This is a genomic window from Ancylobacter sp. (assembly GCF_965229075.1).
Classification (GTDB): domain Bacteria; phylum Pseudomonadota; class Alphaproteobacteria; order Rhizobiales; family Xanthobacteraceae; genus Ancylobacter.
Map to the genome: position 1 here is coordinate 2,421,305 of NZ_CBDDIO010000002.1, position 16,038 is coordinate 2,437,342.

Annotated in this window: 17 protein-coding genes; 9 read left to right on the forward strand and 8 right to left on the reverse strand. The window is 68.5% G+C overall.

Annotated elements, in window-relative coordinates:
• Positions 1-50 precede the first annotated feature (50 nt).
• The 3 genes from ACO07Z_RS17415 to ACO07Z_RS17425 all read left to right on the forward strand — a co-directional run bounded on the left by ACO07Z_RS17415 (position 51) and on the right by ACO07Z_RS17425 (position 3,029).
• The gene (locus ACO07Z_RS17415; protein WP_421699853.1) at positions 51-1,025 is read left to right on the forward strand and encodes a CobW family GTP-binding protein; all 975 of its coding nucleotides are present in this window, start codon (positions 51-53) and stop codon (positions 1,023-1,025) included.
• A 144-nt stretch (positions 1,026-1,169) separates the two neighbouring features.
• A complete protein-coding gene (locus tag ACO07Z_RS17420) occupies positions 1,170-2,165 on the forward strand; it encodes a WD40 repeat domain-containing protein (RefSeq protein ID WP_421699854.1) in 996 nt (331 codons plus the stop codon).
• Between the two features lie 123 nt (positions 2,166-2,288).
• Entirely contained in the window at positions 2,289-3,029 is a 741-nt protein-coding gene (locus ACO07Z_RS17425) for an acetoacetate decarboxylase (RefSeq protein WP_421699855.1), read from the forward strand.
• Between the two features lie 4 nt (positions 3,030-3,033).
• Here the strand turns inward: ACO07Z_RS17425 and ACO07Z_RS17430 are convergent, their stop codons facing one another.
• From ACO07Z_RS17430 to ACO07Z_RS17460, 7 genes are all read right to left on the reverse strand, one after another.
• Positions 3,034-3,993: a nickel/cobalt transporter gene (locus tag ACO07Z_RS17430; protein WP_421699856.1), complete on the reverse strand. Its 960-nt coding sequence runs from the start codon at positions 3,991-3,993 to the stop codon at positions 3,034-3,036.
• Positions 3,990-4,628, reverse strand: coding sequence for a DUF1007 family protein (locus tag ACO07Z_RS17435; protein WP_421699857.1), 639 nt, complete (start codon positions 4,626-4,628; stop codon positions 3,990-3,992). Before ACO07Z_RS17435 ends, ACO07Z_RS17430 begins: the two co-directional genes overlap by 4 nt.
• Positions 4,629-4,774: 146 nt before the next feature.
• Positions 4,775-5,812 carry an aspartate-semialdehyde dehydrogenase gene (locus ACO07Z_RS17440; protein WP_421699858.1) on the reverse strand — a complete coding sequence of 346 codons (1,038 nt, stop codon included), beginning with the start codon at positions 5,810-5,812 and terminating at the stop codon, positions 4,775-4,777.
• A gap of 27 nt (positions 5,813-5,839) precedes the next feature.
• The gene (locus ACO07Z_RS17445) at positions 5,840-6,217 is read right to left on the reverse strand and encodes a GIY-YIG nuclease family protein (RefSeq protein WP_421699859.1); all 378 of its coding nucleotides are present in this window, start codon (positions 6,215-6,217) and stop codon (positions 5,840-5,842) included.
• Between the two features lie 171 nt (positions 6,218-6,388).
• Positions 6,389-6,784 (reverse strand): rhodanese-like domain-containing protein, encoded by a 396-nt coding sequence (locus tag ACO07Z_RS17450; RefSeq protein ID WP_421699860.1) that lies wholly within the window; start codon positions 6,782-6,784, stop codon positions 6,389-6,391.
• A gap of 4 nt (positions 6,785-6,788) precedes the next feature.
• Positions 6,789-8,105 carry a flavodoxin-dependent (E)-4-hydroxy-3-methylbut-2-enyl-diphosphate synthase gene (gene ispG / locus ACO07Z_RS17455; RefSeq protein ID WP_421699861.1) on the reverse strand — a complete coding sequence of 439 codons (1,317 nt, stop codon included), beginning with the start codon at positions 8,103-8,105 and terminating at the stop codon, positions 6,789-6,791.
• Between the two features lie 64 nt (positions 8,106-8,169).
• The gene (locus ACO07Z_RS17460) at positions 8,170-8,715 is read right to left on the reverse strand and encodes a Fur family transcriptional regulator (protein ID WP_421699862.1); all 546 of its coding nucleotides are present in this window, start codon (positions 8,713-8,715) and stop codon (positions 8,170-8,172) included.
• 194 nt (positions 8,716-8,909) lie between these two features.
• Between ACO07Z_RS17460 and ACO07Z_RS17465 the strand changes: the two genes are divergently transcribed.
• From ACO07Z_RS17465 to ACO07Z_RS17480, 4 genes are all read left to right on the forward strand, one after another.
• The gene (locus tag ACO07Z_RS17465) at positions 8,910-9,368 is read left to right on the forward strand and encodes a hypothetical protein (RefSeq protein WP_421699863.1); all 459 of its coding nucleotides are present in this window, start codon (positions 8,910-8,912) and stop codon (positions 9,366-9,368) included.
• A 110-nt stretch (positions 9,369-9,478) separates the two neighbouring features.
• A complete protein-coding gene (locus ACO07Z_RS17470; RefSeq protein WP_421699864.1) occupies positions 9,479-10,261 on the forward strand; it encodes a 3-hydroxybutyrate dehydrogenase in 783 nt (260 codons plus the stop codon).
• A gap of 41 nt (positions 10,262-10,302) precedes the next feature.
• Positions 10,303-11,064, forward strand: a complete 762-nt coding sequence (locus ACO07Z_RS17475; RefSeq protein ID WP_421699865.1) for an RluA family pseudouridine synthase — start codon at positions 10,303-10,305, stop codon at positions 11,062-11,064.
• A 92-nt stretch (positions 11,065-11,156) separates the two neighbouring features.
• Positions 11,157-11,576, forward strand: coding sequence for a hypothetical protein (locus ACO07Z_RS17480; protein WP_421699866.1), 420 nt, complete (start codon positions 11,157-11,159; stop codon positions 11,574-11,576).
• Positions 11,577-11,652: 76 nt separating this feature from the next.
• On the opposite strand, the gene ACO07Z_RS17485 is transcribed toward ACO07Z_RS17480, so the two are convergent.
• Entirely contained in the window at positions 11,653-12,624 is a 972-nt protein-coding gene (locus ACO07Z_RS17485) for a glucokinase (protein ID WP_421699867.1), read from the reverse strand.
• 162 nt (positions 12,625-12,786) lie between these two features.
• Between ACO07Z_RS17485 and rsmB the strand changes: the two genes are divergently transcribed.
• Complete coding sequence (rsmB, locus tag ACO07Z_RS17490; RefSeq protein ID WP_421699868.1) at positions 12,787-14,139, forward strand: 16S rRNA (cytosine(967)-C(5))-methyltransferase RsmB; 1,353 nt, start codon at positions 12,787-12,789, stop codon at positions 14,137-14,139.
• 123 nt (positions 14,140-14,262) lie between these two features.
• Positions 14,263-15,981 carry a heparinase II/III family protein gene (locus ACO07Z_RS17495; RefSeq protein WP_421699869.1) on the forward strand — a complete coding sequence of 573 codons (1,719 nt, stop codon included), beginning with the start codon at positions 14,263-14,265 and terminating at the stop codon, positions 15,979-15,981.
• Positions 15,982-16,038 lie beyond the last annotated feature (57 nt).

Sequence of the window (16,038 nt, forward strand, 5' to 3'; positions counted from 1 at the left end):
GCACTGCGGCGTCCGGGATGACGCATTTGAGACGACCACTGGAGTTCACCATGCCCGAAGCGGCTTCGTCCAAAATCCCTGTCACCGTGCTCACCGGCTATCTCGGCGCCGGCAAGACCACGCTGCTCAACCGCATTCTCTCCGAGCCGCACGGCAAGAAATTCGCCGTCGTCGTCAACGAATTCGGCGAGATCGGCATCGACAACGATCTCGTGGTCGGCGCCGATGAGGAAGTGTTCGAGATGAACAACGGCTGCATCTGCTGCACCGTGCGCGGCGACCTGATCCGCATCATCGACGGTCTGCTGCGCCGCAAGAACGACTTTGACGGCATCATCATCGAAACCACCGGCCTCGCCGACCCGGCCCCCGTCGCCCAGACCTTCTTCGTCGACGAGACGGTGGGGGCCAAGACGGCGCTCGACGCGGTGGTGACGGTGGCCGACGCCAAATGGCTGAAGGACCGGCTGAAGGACGCGCCCGAGGCCAAGAGCCAGATCGCCTTCGCCGACGTGATCCTGCTCAACAAGACCGATCTGGTAACGGAGACCGAGCTGAAGGACGTGGAGATGCGCATCCGCGCCATCAACCCCTTCGCCCGCATCCACCACACCCAGCGTTCCGAGATCGCCATCGACAAGGTGCTGGGGCAGGGGGCGTTCGACCTCGACCGCATCACCGCCATCGACCCGGACTTTCTGGAAGGCGGCCACCGCCACTTCCACGACGAGGACATGCGGTCCTATTCCTTCGCCACCGACAAACCGCTGGACCCGGACAAGTTCTTCCCGTGGATTCAGGAACTGACCCAGCGCGAGGGCATCAACATCCTGCGCTCGAAGGGCATTCTCGCCTTCAAGGACGACGCCGACCGCTTCGTGTTCCAGGGCGTGCACATGATCCTCGACGGCGACCACCAGCGCCCCTGGCGCGCGGACGAGGCGAAGGTGAGCCGCATCGTCTTTATCGGTCGGCAACTGGACGCCGCGGCGCTGGAAAAGGGCTTTCTCAGCTGCGTGGCGTAGAGCCGCGAGCCCTCTGCGTCCCGCCAACGATCCCGGATACGGCCTGACGGCCGTTCCGGGATGATGCGGGCGGGGGAGTTCCGTCGTGACGCCGGCCGCGAATTGGGCTAACCCGACATTCCCCGCCAAGAAGCCGTCGAGCCCATGACCTCCCAGTCCTCCACGCCCTCCTCGCTCACCTCCAAACTGCGCCCGCTCTCTCTCGGCGGCGCGGTCGTCGGCCTGCGCTTTCTCGGCACCACCGCTGGTTTCGTGCTGGGCGAGGGCGAGATCGTGCTGGTGGACGAGAAGGAGACGCGGGTAGAGGCGCATAAGGGCGCGGTTCTCTCGGTCGCCGGCGACGACAGGCGCCTCCTCACCGGTGGCGATGACGGGCGGGTGGTGGCGACCACCGCCGACGGCACGATGCAGCCGCTGTTCGAGCAGAAGGGCCGCTGGATCGACCAGGTCGCCGCCGGGGCCGACGGGGCCGTCGCTTTCTCGGCCGGCAAGACCGCGCATTTCCTGCCCGTGAAGGGCGAGCGCAAATCGCACGATTTCCCCTCCACCGTCGGCGGCCTCGCCTTCGCGCCGAAGGGCACGCGGCTGGCCGTCGCGCATTATGGCGGCGTCTCGCTCTGGTTCCCCAACGCCCAGGCCAAGCCCGAATTCCTGGAATGGAAGGGCTCGCATCGCGGCGTGCTGTGGAGCCCGGACATGCGGTTCGTGGTGACCACCATGCAGGAAGCGGCGCTGCATGGCTGGCGGCTCGCCGATGGCGGGCATATGCGCATGTCGGGCTATCCCTCGCGTGTCACGTCCATGGCGTTCACCGCCGGCGGCAAGTTTCTCGCGACGTCCGGTTCCAGCGAGGCGATCCTCTGGCCCTTCGCCAGCAAGGAAGGGCCGATGGGCAAGCAGCCTTCCATGCTCGCGCCGCGCGATGTGCGCGTCTCCACCGTCGCCGCCCATCCCCGCGACGAGGTGGTCGCCTGCGGCTATGAAGACGGGCTGGTGCTGATGGTGCGCATTTCCGATGGCGCCGAAATCCTGCTGCGCGCGCCCGATGGCGCGCCGGTGACCGCGCTGGCCTGGCGCGGGGATGGCGGCGCGCTCGGCATCGGCACCGAAAGCGGCGCGGCCGGCCTCATCGTCTTCTGAGCTTCGCGATGCTGTGGTCTGCGTGGGTTAGCCAGCCTTCGTTAGGGCCGAGGACCGCCTCGACCCTTCTCGCCCCTCGGGCGGCAAATCGGCTAGGCTCGGTCATCGCAGGAGTTGCCCCGCATGAAGATCGACGACGTTCGCCGCACCGCCTATTCCATGCCGCTCACCAGCCCGGCCTTTCCCAAGGGGCCGTACCAGTTCTTCAACCGTGAATTCTTCGTCATCACCTACCGCACCGATCCGGCGGCGCTGGAAAAGGTGGTGCCCGAGCCGCTGAAAGTGGTCGAACCGATCGTCAAATATGAGTTCATCCGCATGCCGGATTCGACCGGCTTCGGCGACTACACCGAGACCGGGCAGGTGATCCCGGTCGAGCTGAACGGCGTCAAGGGCGGCTATGTCCACTCCATGTATCTCGACGACGAGGCGCCGATCGCTGGCGGGCGCGAGCTGTGGGGCTTTCCCAAGAAGCTGGCCCGCCCGAGCCTGAAGGTGGAGAGCGACACGCTGGTCGGCACGCTCAACTATGGCAGCGTGCTCGTCGCTTCCGCCACCATGGGCTATAAATATCAGGCGCTGGACAAAGCGGCGCTGCACGCCTCGCTTCTGGGGCCGAACTGGGTGCTGAAGATCATCCCCCATGTCGACGGCACGACGCGGGTGTGCGAACTGGTCGAGTATTATCTCGAAGACATCACGGTCTATGAGGCGTGGACCGGCCCGGCGGCGCTTGGCCTGTTTCCGCATGCGCTGGCCGATGTCGCCAGGCTGCCGGTGTTGGAAGTGCTCTCGGCGGCGCATTTCCGCACCGACCTCACCCTCGGCCTCGGCAAGGTGGCGTTCGACTATCTGAAGGAGTGAGGCCCTATCCGAGCGTCAGCCGCTCCGTCGCCATAAAGCCGAAAAACAGGGCCAGCCCGAAGGCGACCAGCATCAGCGCGGCGAGCAGTTCCACGCCGCGTAAGGCCACCGTCGCCGCCGAGCCGGAACGGTTGGCGGCAAGGCGCACCGCCGCATGCTTGGCGAAGACCGCCAGCGCGGCGATGGCGCTGACGGTGAGCGCCGTGCCGATGCCCATGAGCAGGGCCGAGGCGGCGCCGACCCAGAAGATGCCCTGCGCCAGCGCGAAGACCAGCACGAGAATGGCACCCGAGCAGGGCCGCAGCCCAACCGACAGCACCGCGCCCCACCAGTCGCGCCAGCCGCTCCCGCGCGGCAAATCCTCAGGTGCGGGCATATGGGCGTGGCCGTCGCCGCAGCCGCAATCCGGCCCATGGACATGGGCGGGCGTACCGCGCCAGGCGGCCATGAGCGCGCGGCCCTTGATCCACGCGAGGCGCAGGCCGAGGAGGACGATGAGGCCATAGGCGGCGAGTTCGATGAAGCTTACCGTCCGGCTCATCGTCGCGGCGGTGGCGCCGAGGAGGGCGGCGAGCAGGCCGGCGACGGCGATGGCGGTGAGGGCCTGCGCCAGCGCGCTGGCAAAGGCGAGGCCGACGCCACGCTTCAGCGTCGCCTCATTAGCCAGCAGATAGGAGGAGATCACCGCCTTGCCATGGCCGGGGCCGGCGGCGTGGAACACGCCATAGGCGAAGGAAATGCCGCCGAGCAGCAGCACCGCATGGCCATCCTGCTTGGAGGCGCGCACGGCGGAGGTGAGCAACCGGTAGAATTCCGCCTGCTTGGCGAGGATGAAGCCGGCAAGGCCGCCGGCCTCCGGTGCCGCCGGCGCGCCGACGCCGAACGGGCTCTGGGCAAAAGCGGGGTGCAGCATCAGCGCGCAGGCACTGAGCGTCAGCGCCAGCAGGGCGAGCCGACGTTTCACGAGCACTTCACCGTCACGCGGTTGGCGAATTGCGAGCCGAACTGGCTGGCGGAGGTGAGGGCGTTGAAGAAGCCTTCCGACAGCGTGGTCGAGCTTCCCGTCGCCGCCGGGTCGGGGCGGTGCAGGGTGAGCGCGCAACTGCCGGCGTCGCCGGCGAGCTTCACCGGGTCATCATCGGCGAGCTGGAAGGCGACGAAATAGGTGGGATCATAGACATCGAGCGACATTTCGCCCTTCTTCGCCGGCGGATCGGCGAAGGGCAGGGTGAAGTGCAGGGTGAGCGCGGTGCCGTCATAGGTGAGGGAATAGTCCTTTGGCGGCAGGAACTTGATGTCCTGCTTGCCGCGCTTGGCATAGGTGAAGAAATCGAACTCGTGCAGGGAGTCGATGTTCACCTGCGCCAGTTCCTTCAGCGTCTTCTCGCTCGGCTTGCCATCGGGCGTGGTTTCCAGCCCTTGCAGCGCATAGGTCGAAAACGCCTCGTCGAACTTCCAGTGGTGGCGCACGCCGGTGAGCCGGCCATCGGGCGCGTAGTCGAGTTCCGACTGCACCTCGACCCAGACATGCGGGTGTGCAGTGGCGCCGCCAGTGAGTGCGGTGAGGACGACGAAGATCGCCAGAAGTCGCTGAATCACGTCGGGCCTCTCCGGAGCCGCTGGGGTGTGCGACTGGTGGCGGGGGAGTTCGGCGGAATGGTGACGCAGGGCACTACAAACGGCAACGGCCGCCCTAAGGCGGCCGTCGGATCGTTTCACAACCCCGTGCGGGCCGTGTGTGGACGTCAGGCCGCCTTCTGCGCCTTCGGCTGGATCAGCTTGCGGTTGACCAGCACTTCGGCGATCTGCACCGCGTTCAGCGCCGCGCCCTTGCGCAGATTGTCCGACACGCACCAGAAGGAGAGGCCGTTCTCCACCGTCGCGTCCTCGCGGATGCGTGAGACATAGGTGGCGTCCTCGCCGGCCGCTTCATACGGCGTGATGTAGCCACCCGGCTCGCGCTTGTCGACGACCAGCACGCCCGGCGCGTTGCGCAGGGTTTCGGTCGCTTCCTCGACGCTGATCGGATTCTCGAACTCGACGTTCACGGCTTCCGAATGGGAGATGAACACCGGCACGCGCACGGCGGTGCAGGTGAGCTTGATCTTCGGGTCGAGAATCTTCTTCGTCTCGGCCATCACCTTCCACTCTTCCTTCGTGTAGCCGTCTTCCATGAAGACGTCGATGTGAGGAATGACGTTGAAGGCGATGCGCTTGGGGAACTTCTTGGCTTCCACCGGATCGGAGACGAACACGGCGCGGGTCTGGGCGAACAGTTCGTCCATGGCGTCCTTGCCGGCGCCGGAGACGGACTGATAGGTCGCCACGACGACGCGCTTGATCGTCGCCTTGTCGTGCAGCGGCTTCAGCGCCACGACGAGCTGGGCGGTCGAGCAGTTCGGGTTGGCGATGATGTTCTTCTTGGTGAAGCCGGCGACGGCGTCGGCGTTCACTTCCGGCACGATCAGCGGCACGTCGCTATCGTAACGGAAGGCGGAGGAATTATCGATCACCACGCAGCCCTGACGGCCGATCTTGGGCGACCATTCCTTGGACACCTCGCCGCCGGCCGACATCAGGCAGATGTCGGTGTCGGAAAAATCGTAATTCTCCAGGGCTTTGCACTTAATGGTCTTGTCGCCGAACGAAACCTCGGTGCCGACGGAGCGGCGAGAGGCGAGCGCGACCACCTCGTCGGCGGGAAAGCCCCGCTCGGAGAGGATGTCGAGCATTTCGCGGCCCACATTACCCGTGGCACCGACGATGGCGACCTTGTAGCCCATGTGCTGATCTCCTGAAGGCCCTGCCATTCACAGGCTCGGGCGAGCGCGGGCTTTTACGCGATAAGGGGCAAGAGGGCAACGGGTGGGAGGGGCCGACAGTGACGACGACCATCCTTCCCGCACAGACGGCCCCCGCGCGGCGCCACGGATCGTGTCCCAATCGCCACGGACGAGGGCGTCCTTCTTGATCCGACTCCAGCCCTTGATCTGCCGTTCGGCCGAGATGGCATCCGTGATGCGCTCGAACGCTTCCGACCAGACCAGCGCGACGGGCCGGCGACGGAATGTATATCCGCGATAGCTCCCGTCCTGATGCTCGGCGAGCCGCTTTTCCAGCGGACCGCTGGTCGAGCCGATATAATTGGAGCCGTCGGCGCAGTGGAGCATGTAGACGAACGCCGCCATTCCCCGCTCCCGGACGAGCATCCTTCGAGGCCCGGCCGCGCCGGACACCTCAGGATGACGGTGTGTGGGTGGAACGCAAGACCCCGCTACGGCGGCCGCAAGAGCCACGTCATCCTGAGGTGCGAGCAAAGCGAGTCTCGAAGGTTGGTGATCCCGGCACGCCGCCGCCTCTCACCCCTTCGCCGCGACCGTCTCCACCGGTGCGCCCGCTGCCTTCCAGGCGGTGAAGCCGCCCGTGAGGTGGCACAGTTTTTCCAGCCCCATTTCCTGCGCCGTCCTGGTCGCCAGTGCCGAGCGCCAGCCCAGCGAGCAGTAGAACACGAAGCGCTTGTCCTGCTGGAAAATGTCCTTGGCGTAGGGGCTTTCCGGGTCGATCCAGAATTCGAGCAGGCCGCGCGGGCAGGAGAAGGCGCCTGGAATGGCGCCCTCGCGCTCGCGCTCGCGCGGGTCGCGCAGATCGACGAAGACCACGTCGTCGCGGCCGTGCAGGCCGGCGGCCTCGGTGACGTCGATCGCCGTGACGACGGCGTCCGCCTCGGCGAGCAGCTGCTTGTAGCCCTTTTTCATCGCCTCACTCCGCCGCGTCGATGCCGGTGTCGATTCCCTGCGCCGGGGCGGTGCCGGTGACGCCGAAGCGGCGTTCGACATAGTCCTCGACGATCCTCTTGAAATCCTCACGCAGGGAAGCCCCGCGCAGCGTCATCGCCTTCTTGCCGTCGAGATAGACCGGGGCGGTGGGGAACTCGCCGGTGCCGGGCAGCGAGATGCCGATATCGGCATGCTTGCTCTCGCCCGGTCCGTTGACGATGCAGCCCATGACCGCGACGTTCAGCGTCTCGACGCCGGGATAGCGCTTCTTCCATTCCGGCATGGAGGTGCGGATGAAATCCTGCACCTCGAAGGCCAGTTCCTGGAAGGTGGTGGACGTGGTGCGCCCGCAGCCGGGGCAGGCGGCGACCAGCGGCACGAAGGTGCGCAGGCCCATAGTCTGCAACATTTCCTGCGCCACCGTCACCTCGCGGGTGCGGTCGCCGCCGGGTTCGGGGGTGAGCGAGACGCGGATCGTGTCGCCGATGCCTTGCTGGAGCAGCACGCCCATGGCGGTGGACGAGGCGACGATGCCCTTGGAGCCCATGCCGGCCTCGGTGAGGCCGAGATGCAGCGCGTAATCGGCGCGGCGCGCCAGCTCGGCATAGACGGTGATGAGGTCCTGCACCGCCGAGACCTTGGCGGAAAGGATGATCTGGTCGCGCGGCAGGCCGATCTCCTCCGCCAGCGCCGCCGAGAGCAGGGCCGAGCGCACCAGCGCCTCGCGGGTGACGGCGCGCGCCTCCGCCGGGCGGGGGAGCTTCGCGTTCTCGTCCATCAGCGCGGTGAGAAGGTCACCGTCGAGCGAGCCCCAATTGGCGCCGATGCGCACCGCCTTGCGGTAACGGATCGCCTGCTCCACGATGGTGGTGAAGTGGCGGTCGCGCTTCTCGCCAAAGCCGACATTGCCGGGATTGATACGGTATTTGTCCAGCGCCTCGGCGCAGGCTGGGTACTTCGTCAGCAGGAGATGGCCGTTGTAATGGAAGTCGCCGACGATAGGGGTGTCGAGCCCCATCTTGAGCAGGCGCTCCTTGATCTCCGGCACCGCCATCGCCGCTTCCTCGCGGTCCACGGTGATGCGCACGATTTCCGAGCCGGCGCGGGCGAGCGCGGCGATCTGCCTTGCGGTGCCTTCGGCGTCCGCCGTGTCGGTGTTGGTCATTGACTGCACGACGACGGGCGCGCCGCCGCCCACGGTGACGCCGCCGACCTTTACCGCCACGGTGCGGCGGCGGGGGGCAGGCCCAGCGGCTTCAAGCTCGGGGGCGACGACGGGGGCGGGGGAGAGGGCGTCCATGTTCATCGTCCGGGGACTGAAGCGTGCGGCGGGCGGCAGGGGGTAAGACGGGGCGGGCGGGGCGTCAACGGGCGGCCTCGGTGGCGGCGTCCGCTTGCGCCGTGGCGGCGCGGCACTTTGCGCAGGTGCCGGCGATCTCCACCACTGGCGTGCGCGGGGTGAAACCCTCGGCGCGTGTCGCCCAGGCGAGATCGCGGCCGATGGCGTGGGAGGCGACTTCCGCCGTCACGCCGCAGCCCTCGCAAATCAGGAACACGATCACGTCGTCGGGGCCGTGCTCGCGCCCGCAGACGAGATAGGCATTGCGGCTTTCGATGCGATGGGCCAGCCCCTCGCTCACCAGAAAGTCGAGCGCCCGGTAGACCGACATGGGCGGCGGCTTCTCGCCGGACGCGCCGAGCCGTTCGACGATGTCATAGGCGCCGAGCGGGGTGTGGCTGTCGGCCAGTTCCTCCAGAACGCGGCGGCGCAGCGAGGTCAGCCGCGCGCCGCTCTTGGCGCAGCGCGCCTCGAAGCGGGCTATGGCGCTGGCGACGCAGGCGGCGTGGTCATGGTCGTGGCCATGGTGGTCATGCCCGTGCGGGCCGGCGGGGAGAGGTAAAACCGACATGTGAATAGTATAGACCCTCCGGCGTCACGGCGCCATGACGGCCCCACTCACGTCCTGTTCACGCCGCCCTTACCCCGTTCGGGCAGAGGCGACGAAAGAGGGAGCGGCCGGCAGCGGCTTTGGCGCGCTTCGCCCTTGTGGGCGCCCGTGTGCCGGAGCAGGATACAGGTGCCGGTTCGTCAAGTGGGGATTCCATGAAGGCTTTCAAGTTCATTCTCGTGGCGGCGCTCGCGCTGCCTCTGGCGGCGTGTTTCGAGGGGCCGTCCGGCCCGGCGGGTCCGAAGGGCGAGGCCGGCGTGGCCGGCCCGGCCGGTCCGGCGGGCGCCGCCGGTCCCGCTGGCGCCACGGGTCCCGCCGGTCCTGCGGGTCCCGCTGGCCCGGCCGGTCCCACGGGTCCGCAGGGGCCGGCCGGCACGGCTGGCGCGGCGGGCGCGCCCGGTTCCTCGTCCCTCACCGTGCGCAGCGTGCCGTGCCCGGCGGCGGGCTGTACCAGCAGCTGCGAGAGCGGCGAGGTCATCGTCTCCGGCTATTGCGTCAACACCGAGCGCGGCTTCCAGCACATCGCCTCCTTCGCCGATGATGGCGGCAAGACGGTCGTCGCCTGCGAGCACCCGGTGAAGGAAGTGGTCGCGGTCTGCCTCAAACAGCCCTGATCCGCGTCCGAGCCTCTATCGAGGCGGGGCGGTGATGGGCACGTCACCGCTCCGCCCTAGATTCCAGCGGGCGGCCGCAGCCGCCCGTCCCGTCGCATGAGGAATTGACTATGTCCCTGAAGGGTAAGAACGCCGTCGTCACCGGCTCCACCAGCGGCATCGGCCTCGCCATCGCCCGCGCCTTCGCCGCCGAGGGGGTGAATGTCACGCTGAACGGCTTCGGCGATGCGGCCGAGATCGAGGCGCTGCGCGCCGGCATCGAACGCGAATTCGGCGTCCGCGCGCTTTATTCCGACGCCGACCTCACCAAGGCGGCGGCCTGCGCCGGGCTGGTAGCCTATGCGGAGAAGGAACTCGGCTCGGTCGACATTCTCGTGAATAATGCCGGCATGCAGCATGTCGCGCCGGTGGAGGAATTCCCGGACGACAAGTGGGACCTCATTCTGGCGCTCAACCTCTCCGCCGCCTTCCACGCCATCAAGGCCGCCGTGCCGGGCATGAAGGCGCGCGGATGGGGGCGTATCATCAACACCGCCTCCGCCCATGCGCTGGTGGCCTCGCCGTTCAAATCCGCCTATGTCGCCGCCAAGCACGGCATTGCCGGCCTGACCAAGACCGTGGCGCTGGAGACGGCGCCGTTCGGCATCACTGTCAACGCCATCTGCCCCGGCTATGTCTGGACGCCGCTGGTGGAAAAGCAGATTCCCGACACCATGAAGGCGCGCGGCATGACCGAGCAGCAGGTGAAGGACATGCTGCTGGCGGAGCAGCCGACCAAGCAGTTCGTCACGGTCGAGGAGGTGGCGGCGCTGGCGGTGTTCCTCGCCGACGACGCGGCGCGCTCGATCACCGGCGCGCTGCAGCAGATCGATGGCGGCTGGGTGGCGAAGTAGCGCCTCTCGACGCGGGGGCGGCTTTGTGGTGTGACGGCGCGATGAGCGACACCGTCCCGCCCGTCCCGCCCGCCTTCGACATCGCCGCCCGCGTGCTCCACCGCGACGGCATGATGCTGGTCATCGACAAGCCGGCGGGCCTTGCCGTGCATAAAGGCCCGAAGGGCGGCGAGACGCTGGCCGACCATCTCGACGCGCTGCGCTTCGGCCTGCCCAATGCGCCGGAACTGGCGCACCGGCTCGACAAGGACACCTCCGGCTGCCTCGTGCTCGGCCGCCACCGCAAGGCGCTGGCCGACCTCGGCAAGGCGTTCGCGGACGGCACGGTGGGCAAGACCTATATGGCCGTGGTGCGCGGCGTACCAGCACAGACGCGCGGGCGCATCGAGCTGAAACTCGCCAAGCGCTCGCCGACGCGCGGCTGGTGGATGGCGGTCGACCCCAAAGGCCAGGAAGCCATCACCGAGTGGGAGACGATCGCGCAAGGCGAGGGGCTGGCGGTGCTGGCGCTGTCCCCGCTCACCGGGCGCACGCACCAATTACGCGTGCATCTCGACGCCATCGGCCATCCGATTCTGGGCGATTCCATCTATGGCGGCGCCTCGCGCCTGCCGGGCGGGCCGATCCTGCACCTGCATTCCCGCCGGGCGGTGATTCCGCAGAAGAAGGGGCGCGACGCCGTGGATGTGCGGGCGCCCTTGCCCCAGCATATGCGGGCGACGCTGGCGCGCGCCGGCTTCGATCCCGCCGCGCTGGAAGCACAGGCGGACGCTGCCATCTTCACGCCCCGCGCGGGCCGCTAGTTCATCCGAGGTGGGCGCCCTCTTGCGTATCACGGGCCATACGACAAGATCATACCGTCGCTGGTCGGCGATATGTTTGTCGGGAGATGCCTGTGCGTCGAAGCGTGCTTCGTGTTCTTGCTGCCATGTGTTTCGCCGGTCCGGCGGTTGCGCAGGACGCGTGGCCGGATCTCATCGGCAAATGGGTGGGAAAAAGCCGGGCGATTATCACGAGCCCAGCGGGTCACTATGGCAGCGCCGGCGGTGGCAATGAGCCACGCTTCGCCTCCGCCGATCTCGTGATCGAATTCACGAAGCAGGACCAGGGCCGTTACATCGGCACGATCGTCTCTGCGGGCCATAAAGAAGAAAAACTGATGGTTTTGTCCGAAGACCGGAAAACGCTCCGCTCAGTGGATAATGACGGAAACTCCGTCGGCCACATCATCGATTCGAACAGCTTTGAATTGTGCTATGCGCAGATGGCGCCGACGGTTGCGTCCTGCGCTCTCTTCAAGCGTGAAAAACCATAAATCTGCCGGAGCCATCCCGCGTGAGCAGGTTGTGCCGATCTGATGGCGTCGCCATCAGATCGGAGAGTGCTCTCGTCTAGACGACCCGCAAACCGGGCTTGAGCGTGCGCGCCACCCGGCCGCCGAACTGGCCGCAGCCGATCAGCCCTGGCGTCGGGTGGGTGATGACATGCACCGGCATCTCGGCGAGGCGCCCCTCGAAGGGCGGGTGCTCCTCGAAGGCGGCGCGGAAGTCCGACGTTGCGAACAGCGAGGCGAGGCCGACCGAGACGCCGCCGGCGAGAAACACGCCGCCGCGCGCATTGGTGATCAGAGCGAGATCGCCGGCGATACGGCCGAACAGCCGCAGGAACACGTGGCAGCTGTGCCTAGCCGCGTCGTCGTCACGTTTCGCCGCCGCGATCACATCTTCCGGCGAGAGGGCAGTGCCGGAGAGGATGCGGTGGATGCGGGCGAGGCCGGAGCCGGAGAGCGCGTGCTCCACCACGACGGGGCCGAGCTCGCGCACCATATGGCCGAGCAGCAGCGCCTCTTCCGAATCGGCGGCGCCGAGCCGCACCCGTCCGCCCTCGCCGGTGAGCACCATGCGGTTGCGGCCGGTCTTCACCAGCATGGCGGTGCCGAAGCCGGTGCCGGGGCCGCAGACCAGGATCGGCGCGTCGCGCTCGGCATGGCCGCCGCCCACTGCAAGCAGATCGTCGGCGGTGAGCGCCGGCACGCCCAGCGCCAGCGCTTCGAAATCGTTCAGCACGTTGAATTTCTGCCAGCCGAAATAGCGGCGCATCTCGCGCTTGGAGAAGGCCCAGTCGCGGTTGGTGAGGCGGATCTCCTCCTCATCCGCCGGACCGGCCACCGCCAGCACCGCACCGCCGACCGTGGCCCGCGCCTCCTCGCCGCGCTGGGCGAGATCGGCCTCGATCATCCGCTCGAAGCCGGCGAAATCGTCATTGCGGTGAATCTGGATGTCGCGCGGCACGCCGTCCGGGCCGACAAGGGCGAGGCGGGAGGAGGTTCCGCCGATATCGGCGATGAGGATCTTGCTGGGCATGTTCCATTCGCTGCAGGACGAGGCCGGTGAGGACGGCATGGCAAGGATTAGGGCCCATTCGGACCCGGTTCGACAACCCCCATGCAGGCATTTGGATGCACCGCTTGCGGGAAGTTGCGGATAAGGTTGCCTTCCCGTCCGGCTCGGCCTAGTCCCATCGCGATGAAAGACACGCGCTCGTCATCCCGCCGCCCGGCTTCGGGCTCCCCCGCCGGTTCCCCGCCCGCCTCCGAGGCGCCGGGCCTCGCCGCCCGCCGCGCCGCCGCCGAGGCGGTGCTCGCGGTGCTGGAGACCGGCCACCCGCTCGAAGAGACGCTGGACCGGCTCACCCGTGGGCTGGAGGACCGCGACCGGGCGCTGGCGCGGATGATCGCGGCGACGACGTTGCGACGGCTGGGCAGCCTGCGGGCGCTGCTGAAGACGCTGCTGGAACGCGGCATTCCCGACAAGGCGCGGCGGGTGGAGGTGCTGATCCTCACCGGCGCGGCGCAGATCCTGTTCATGGACGTGCCTGACCATGCGGCGGTTGGCACCACGGTGACGCTGGTGGGCGAGCAGGCGGCGACCGCCGGCTTCAAGGGGCTCGCCAATGCCGTGCTGCGGCGGATCACCCGCGAGGGCCGCACGGTGCTTCCTGACGCCGCCGACCAGCCGGAATGGCTGGTGGAGGGTTGGACGGCGGCCTATGGCCCGGCGCAGGGCGAGGCGATCTCCCGCGCGCTGGCGCAGGAGGCGCCGCTTGATCTGACCGCCCGGGAGAACCCGGCGGCGCTGGCGGAAAAGCTCGGCGGGCGGCTGCTGCCGACAGGCTCGATCCGTCTTGTCGAGGCCGGTAATGTCACCGCGCTGCCCGGCTTCGCCGAGGGCGAATGGTGGGTGCAGGACGCGGCGGCGGCGCTGCCGGCGCGGCTGCTGCGCCCGGCGGCGGGCATGACCATCGCCGATCTCTGCGCCGCGCCGGGCGGCAAGACCGCCCAGCTCGCCGCCGCTGGCGCTCGGGTGGTGGCGGTGGACCGTTCCGGCCCGCGCCTGCGCCGGCTCAAGGCCAATCTGGCGCGGCTGAACCTTTCCGCCGATATCGTTGAGGCCGACGCCACCCGGCTCAATGCCGGGCCGTTCGACGGTGTGCTGATCGACGCGCCCTGTTCGGCCACCGGCACCATACGCCGCCACCCGGAAGTCGCCTGGACCAAGGCGCCGGGCGACATTGCCAGCCTCGCCGACCTGCAGACGCGCCTGCTCTCGCACGCTGCCGACATGGTCAAGCCGGGTGGGGTGCTGGTCTATTCCACCTGCTCGCTGGAACCGGAGGAAGGCGAGCGGCAGGTCGCGGCCTTTCTTGAGCGCCGGCCGGATTTCGTCCGCGACCCGGTGACGCCGGGCGAGGGCGGCATCCCGGCGGAATGGATCAATGCCGAGGGCGAGGTGCGCACCCTGCCCACCCATCTGCCGGACGAAGACCCGCGCTTTGCCGGGCTTGACGGCTTCTTCGCCGCGCGGCTGCGCCGGGGGTGAGCTTTTCCACCTGCGCCGCCTTCCGCCCTGCTGCCCGGTTGGAGGCCGGGACTCGCTCCGCTAAGCTCGCGCCCATGGCAAAGCTGGTGATTCCCGGCGTCTTCGAGAGGGGCTGAGGCGCTGATGGCCCGCGACATCCACGCGAAGCGCGCCCGCCTGGCGCTGTTCGCGATCGAGACCGGCTGGAACAGGCTGGTGGCGCGCACGCTGGTGCATCCCTGGTTTCCCTGGCGGGCGACGGCCGTGCCGGTGCCCTCGCGCCTGCTGTTCGCCCCGCATGAGCTGCGCACTGGCGACCCCGCCCGCGCCGCCGAATTTTATGCCGGACGCTACAGCTTCGCCGGCAAGCTGGTGCTCACCGACGGGGCGTCCCCCTTCGAGATGGAGCCGCCCTCGCCGGATTGGGCGCGCGAGCTCTATTCCTTCGCCTGGCTGCGGCATTTGCAGGCGGCGGCCTCGCCGGTCGCCCGCGCCCATGCCCGCGCGCTGGTCGGTGACTGGATCGCCATGCGCGGCCACCGCCTGCCGCTGGCCTCCGCCCCCGATGTGGCGGCGCGGCGGGTGACGAGCTGGCTCACCCAAGCGCCGCTGATCCTGCAGGATGCCGATCCGAGCTTCCACCGCCGCTTCATCCGCAGCCTCACCGCGCAGGTGCGCTACATCAAGAGCGTGGGTCCAAGTGCGCCGGACGGGCGGGCGCGGCTTTCCTGCGCCTTCGCGCTGGCGCTGGCCAGCCTGTGCATGGCCGACCAGACAAGGCTGATGCGCGCGGCGCAGAAGCGGCTGGTGGAGGAACTCGACCGGCAAATACTGGGCGATGGCGGCCATGTCAGCCGCAATCCCGGCCTGCTGATCGAGGTGCTGCTCGACCTGCTGCCGCTGCGCCAGAGCTATGAGGCCCGGCATGTGCCGCCGCCGCCGGCGCTGCTCAACGCGCTCGACCGGATGATGCCGATGCTGCGCTTCTTCCGCCATGTCGACGGCGCCTTCGCGCTGTTCAACGGCATGGGGCCGACGCCGGCGGACGTGCTCGCCACCGTGCTGGCCTATGACGATGCGCGCGGGCGGCCGGTGGCGAACGCGCCCTATTCCGGCTACCAGCGCATGGAAGCCGGCGCCACTGTGGTCATTGCCGACACCGGCGCCCCGCCGCCGCTGCCGGTGAGCCTGGAGGCGCATGCGGGCTGTCTGTCCTTCGAGCTTTCCGCCGGGCGGCACCGCATTGTCGTCAATTGCGGCCTCCCGGCTGCCGGGCGCGACGAATGGCGCGCGGTGGCGCGGCAGACGGCGGCGCATTCCACCGTCGTGGTGGAGGATGTCTCCTCCTGCCGCTTCCTCGCCGCCGGCCCGCTGACGCGCCTGTGCGGCGCGCCGGTGCTGAGCGGGCCTAGCGACCTGCATGTCGACCGCAGCGAGCGTGGCGGGGCGGATGTGCTGCGCGCCAGCCATGACGGCTATGCCGGCCGCTTCGGCGTGGTGCATCAGCGCTCTTGGCGGCTGTCGGCCGACGGCATGCGGCTCGACGGCGAGGACCTGTTCCGGGTGGCGCAGGGCGAGGAATTCTCCGCCGACCAGCCGGCCCGCTACGCGGTGCGCTTTCATCTGCACCCTTCGGTCGAACCTTCGCGCACCTCGGACGGGCAGACGGTGATCCTGCGCCTGCCGGATGGCGATGACTGGGCCTTCACCGCGCCGGGCAGCAGCGTGGCGATCGAGGAGAGCATCTTCCTCGGCAGCGGCGCCGGCCCGCGCCGCACGGCGCAGCTGGTCATCACCGGCACGGCGCGGCAGACGCCGCGGGTGGAATGGACCTTCGTCCAGCTCAAGGCGCTGCGGGGCTGATCCCTCGCCTTGTCGCAATTCGTCATCCCGGATCGGCCTGCGGCCGTTCCGGGATGA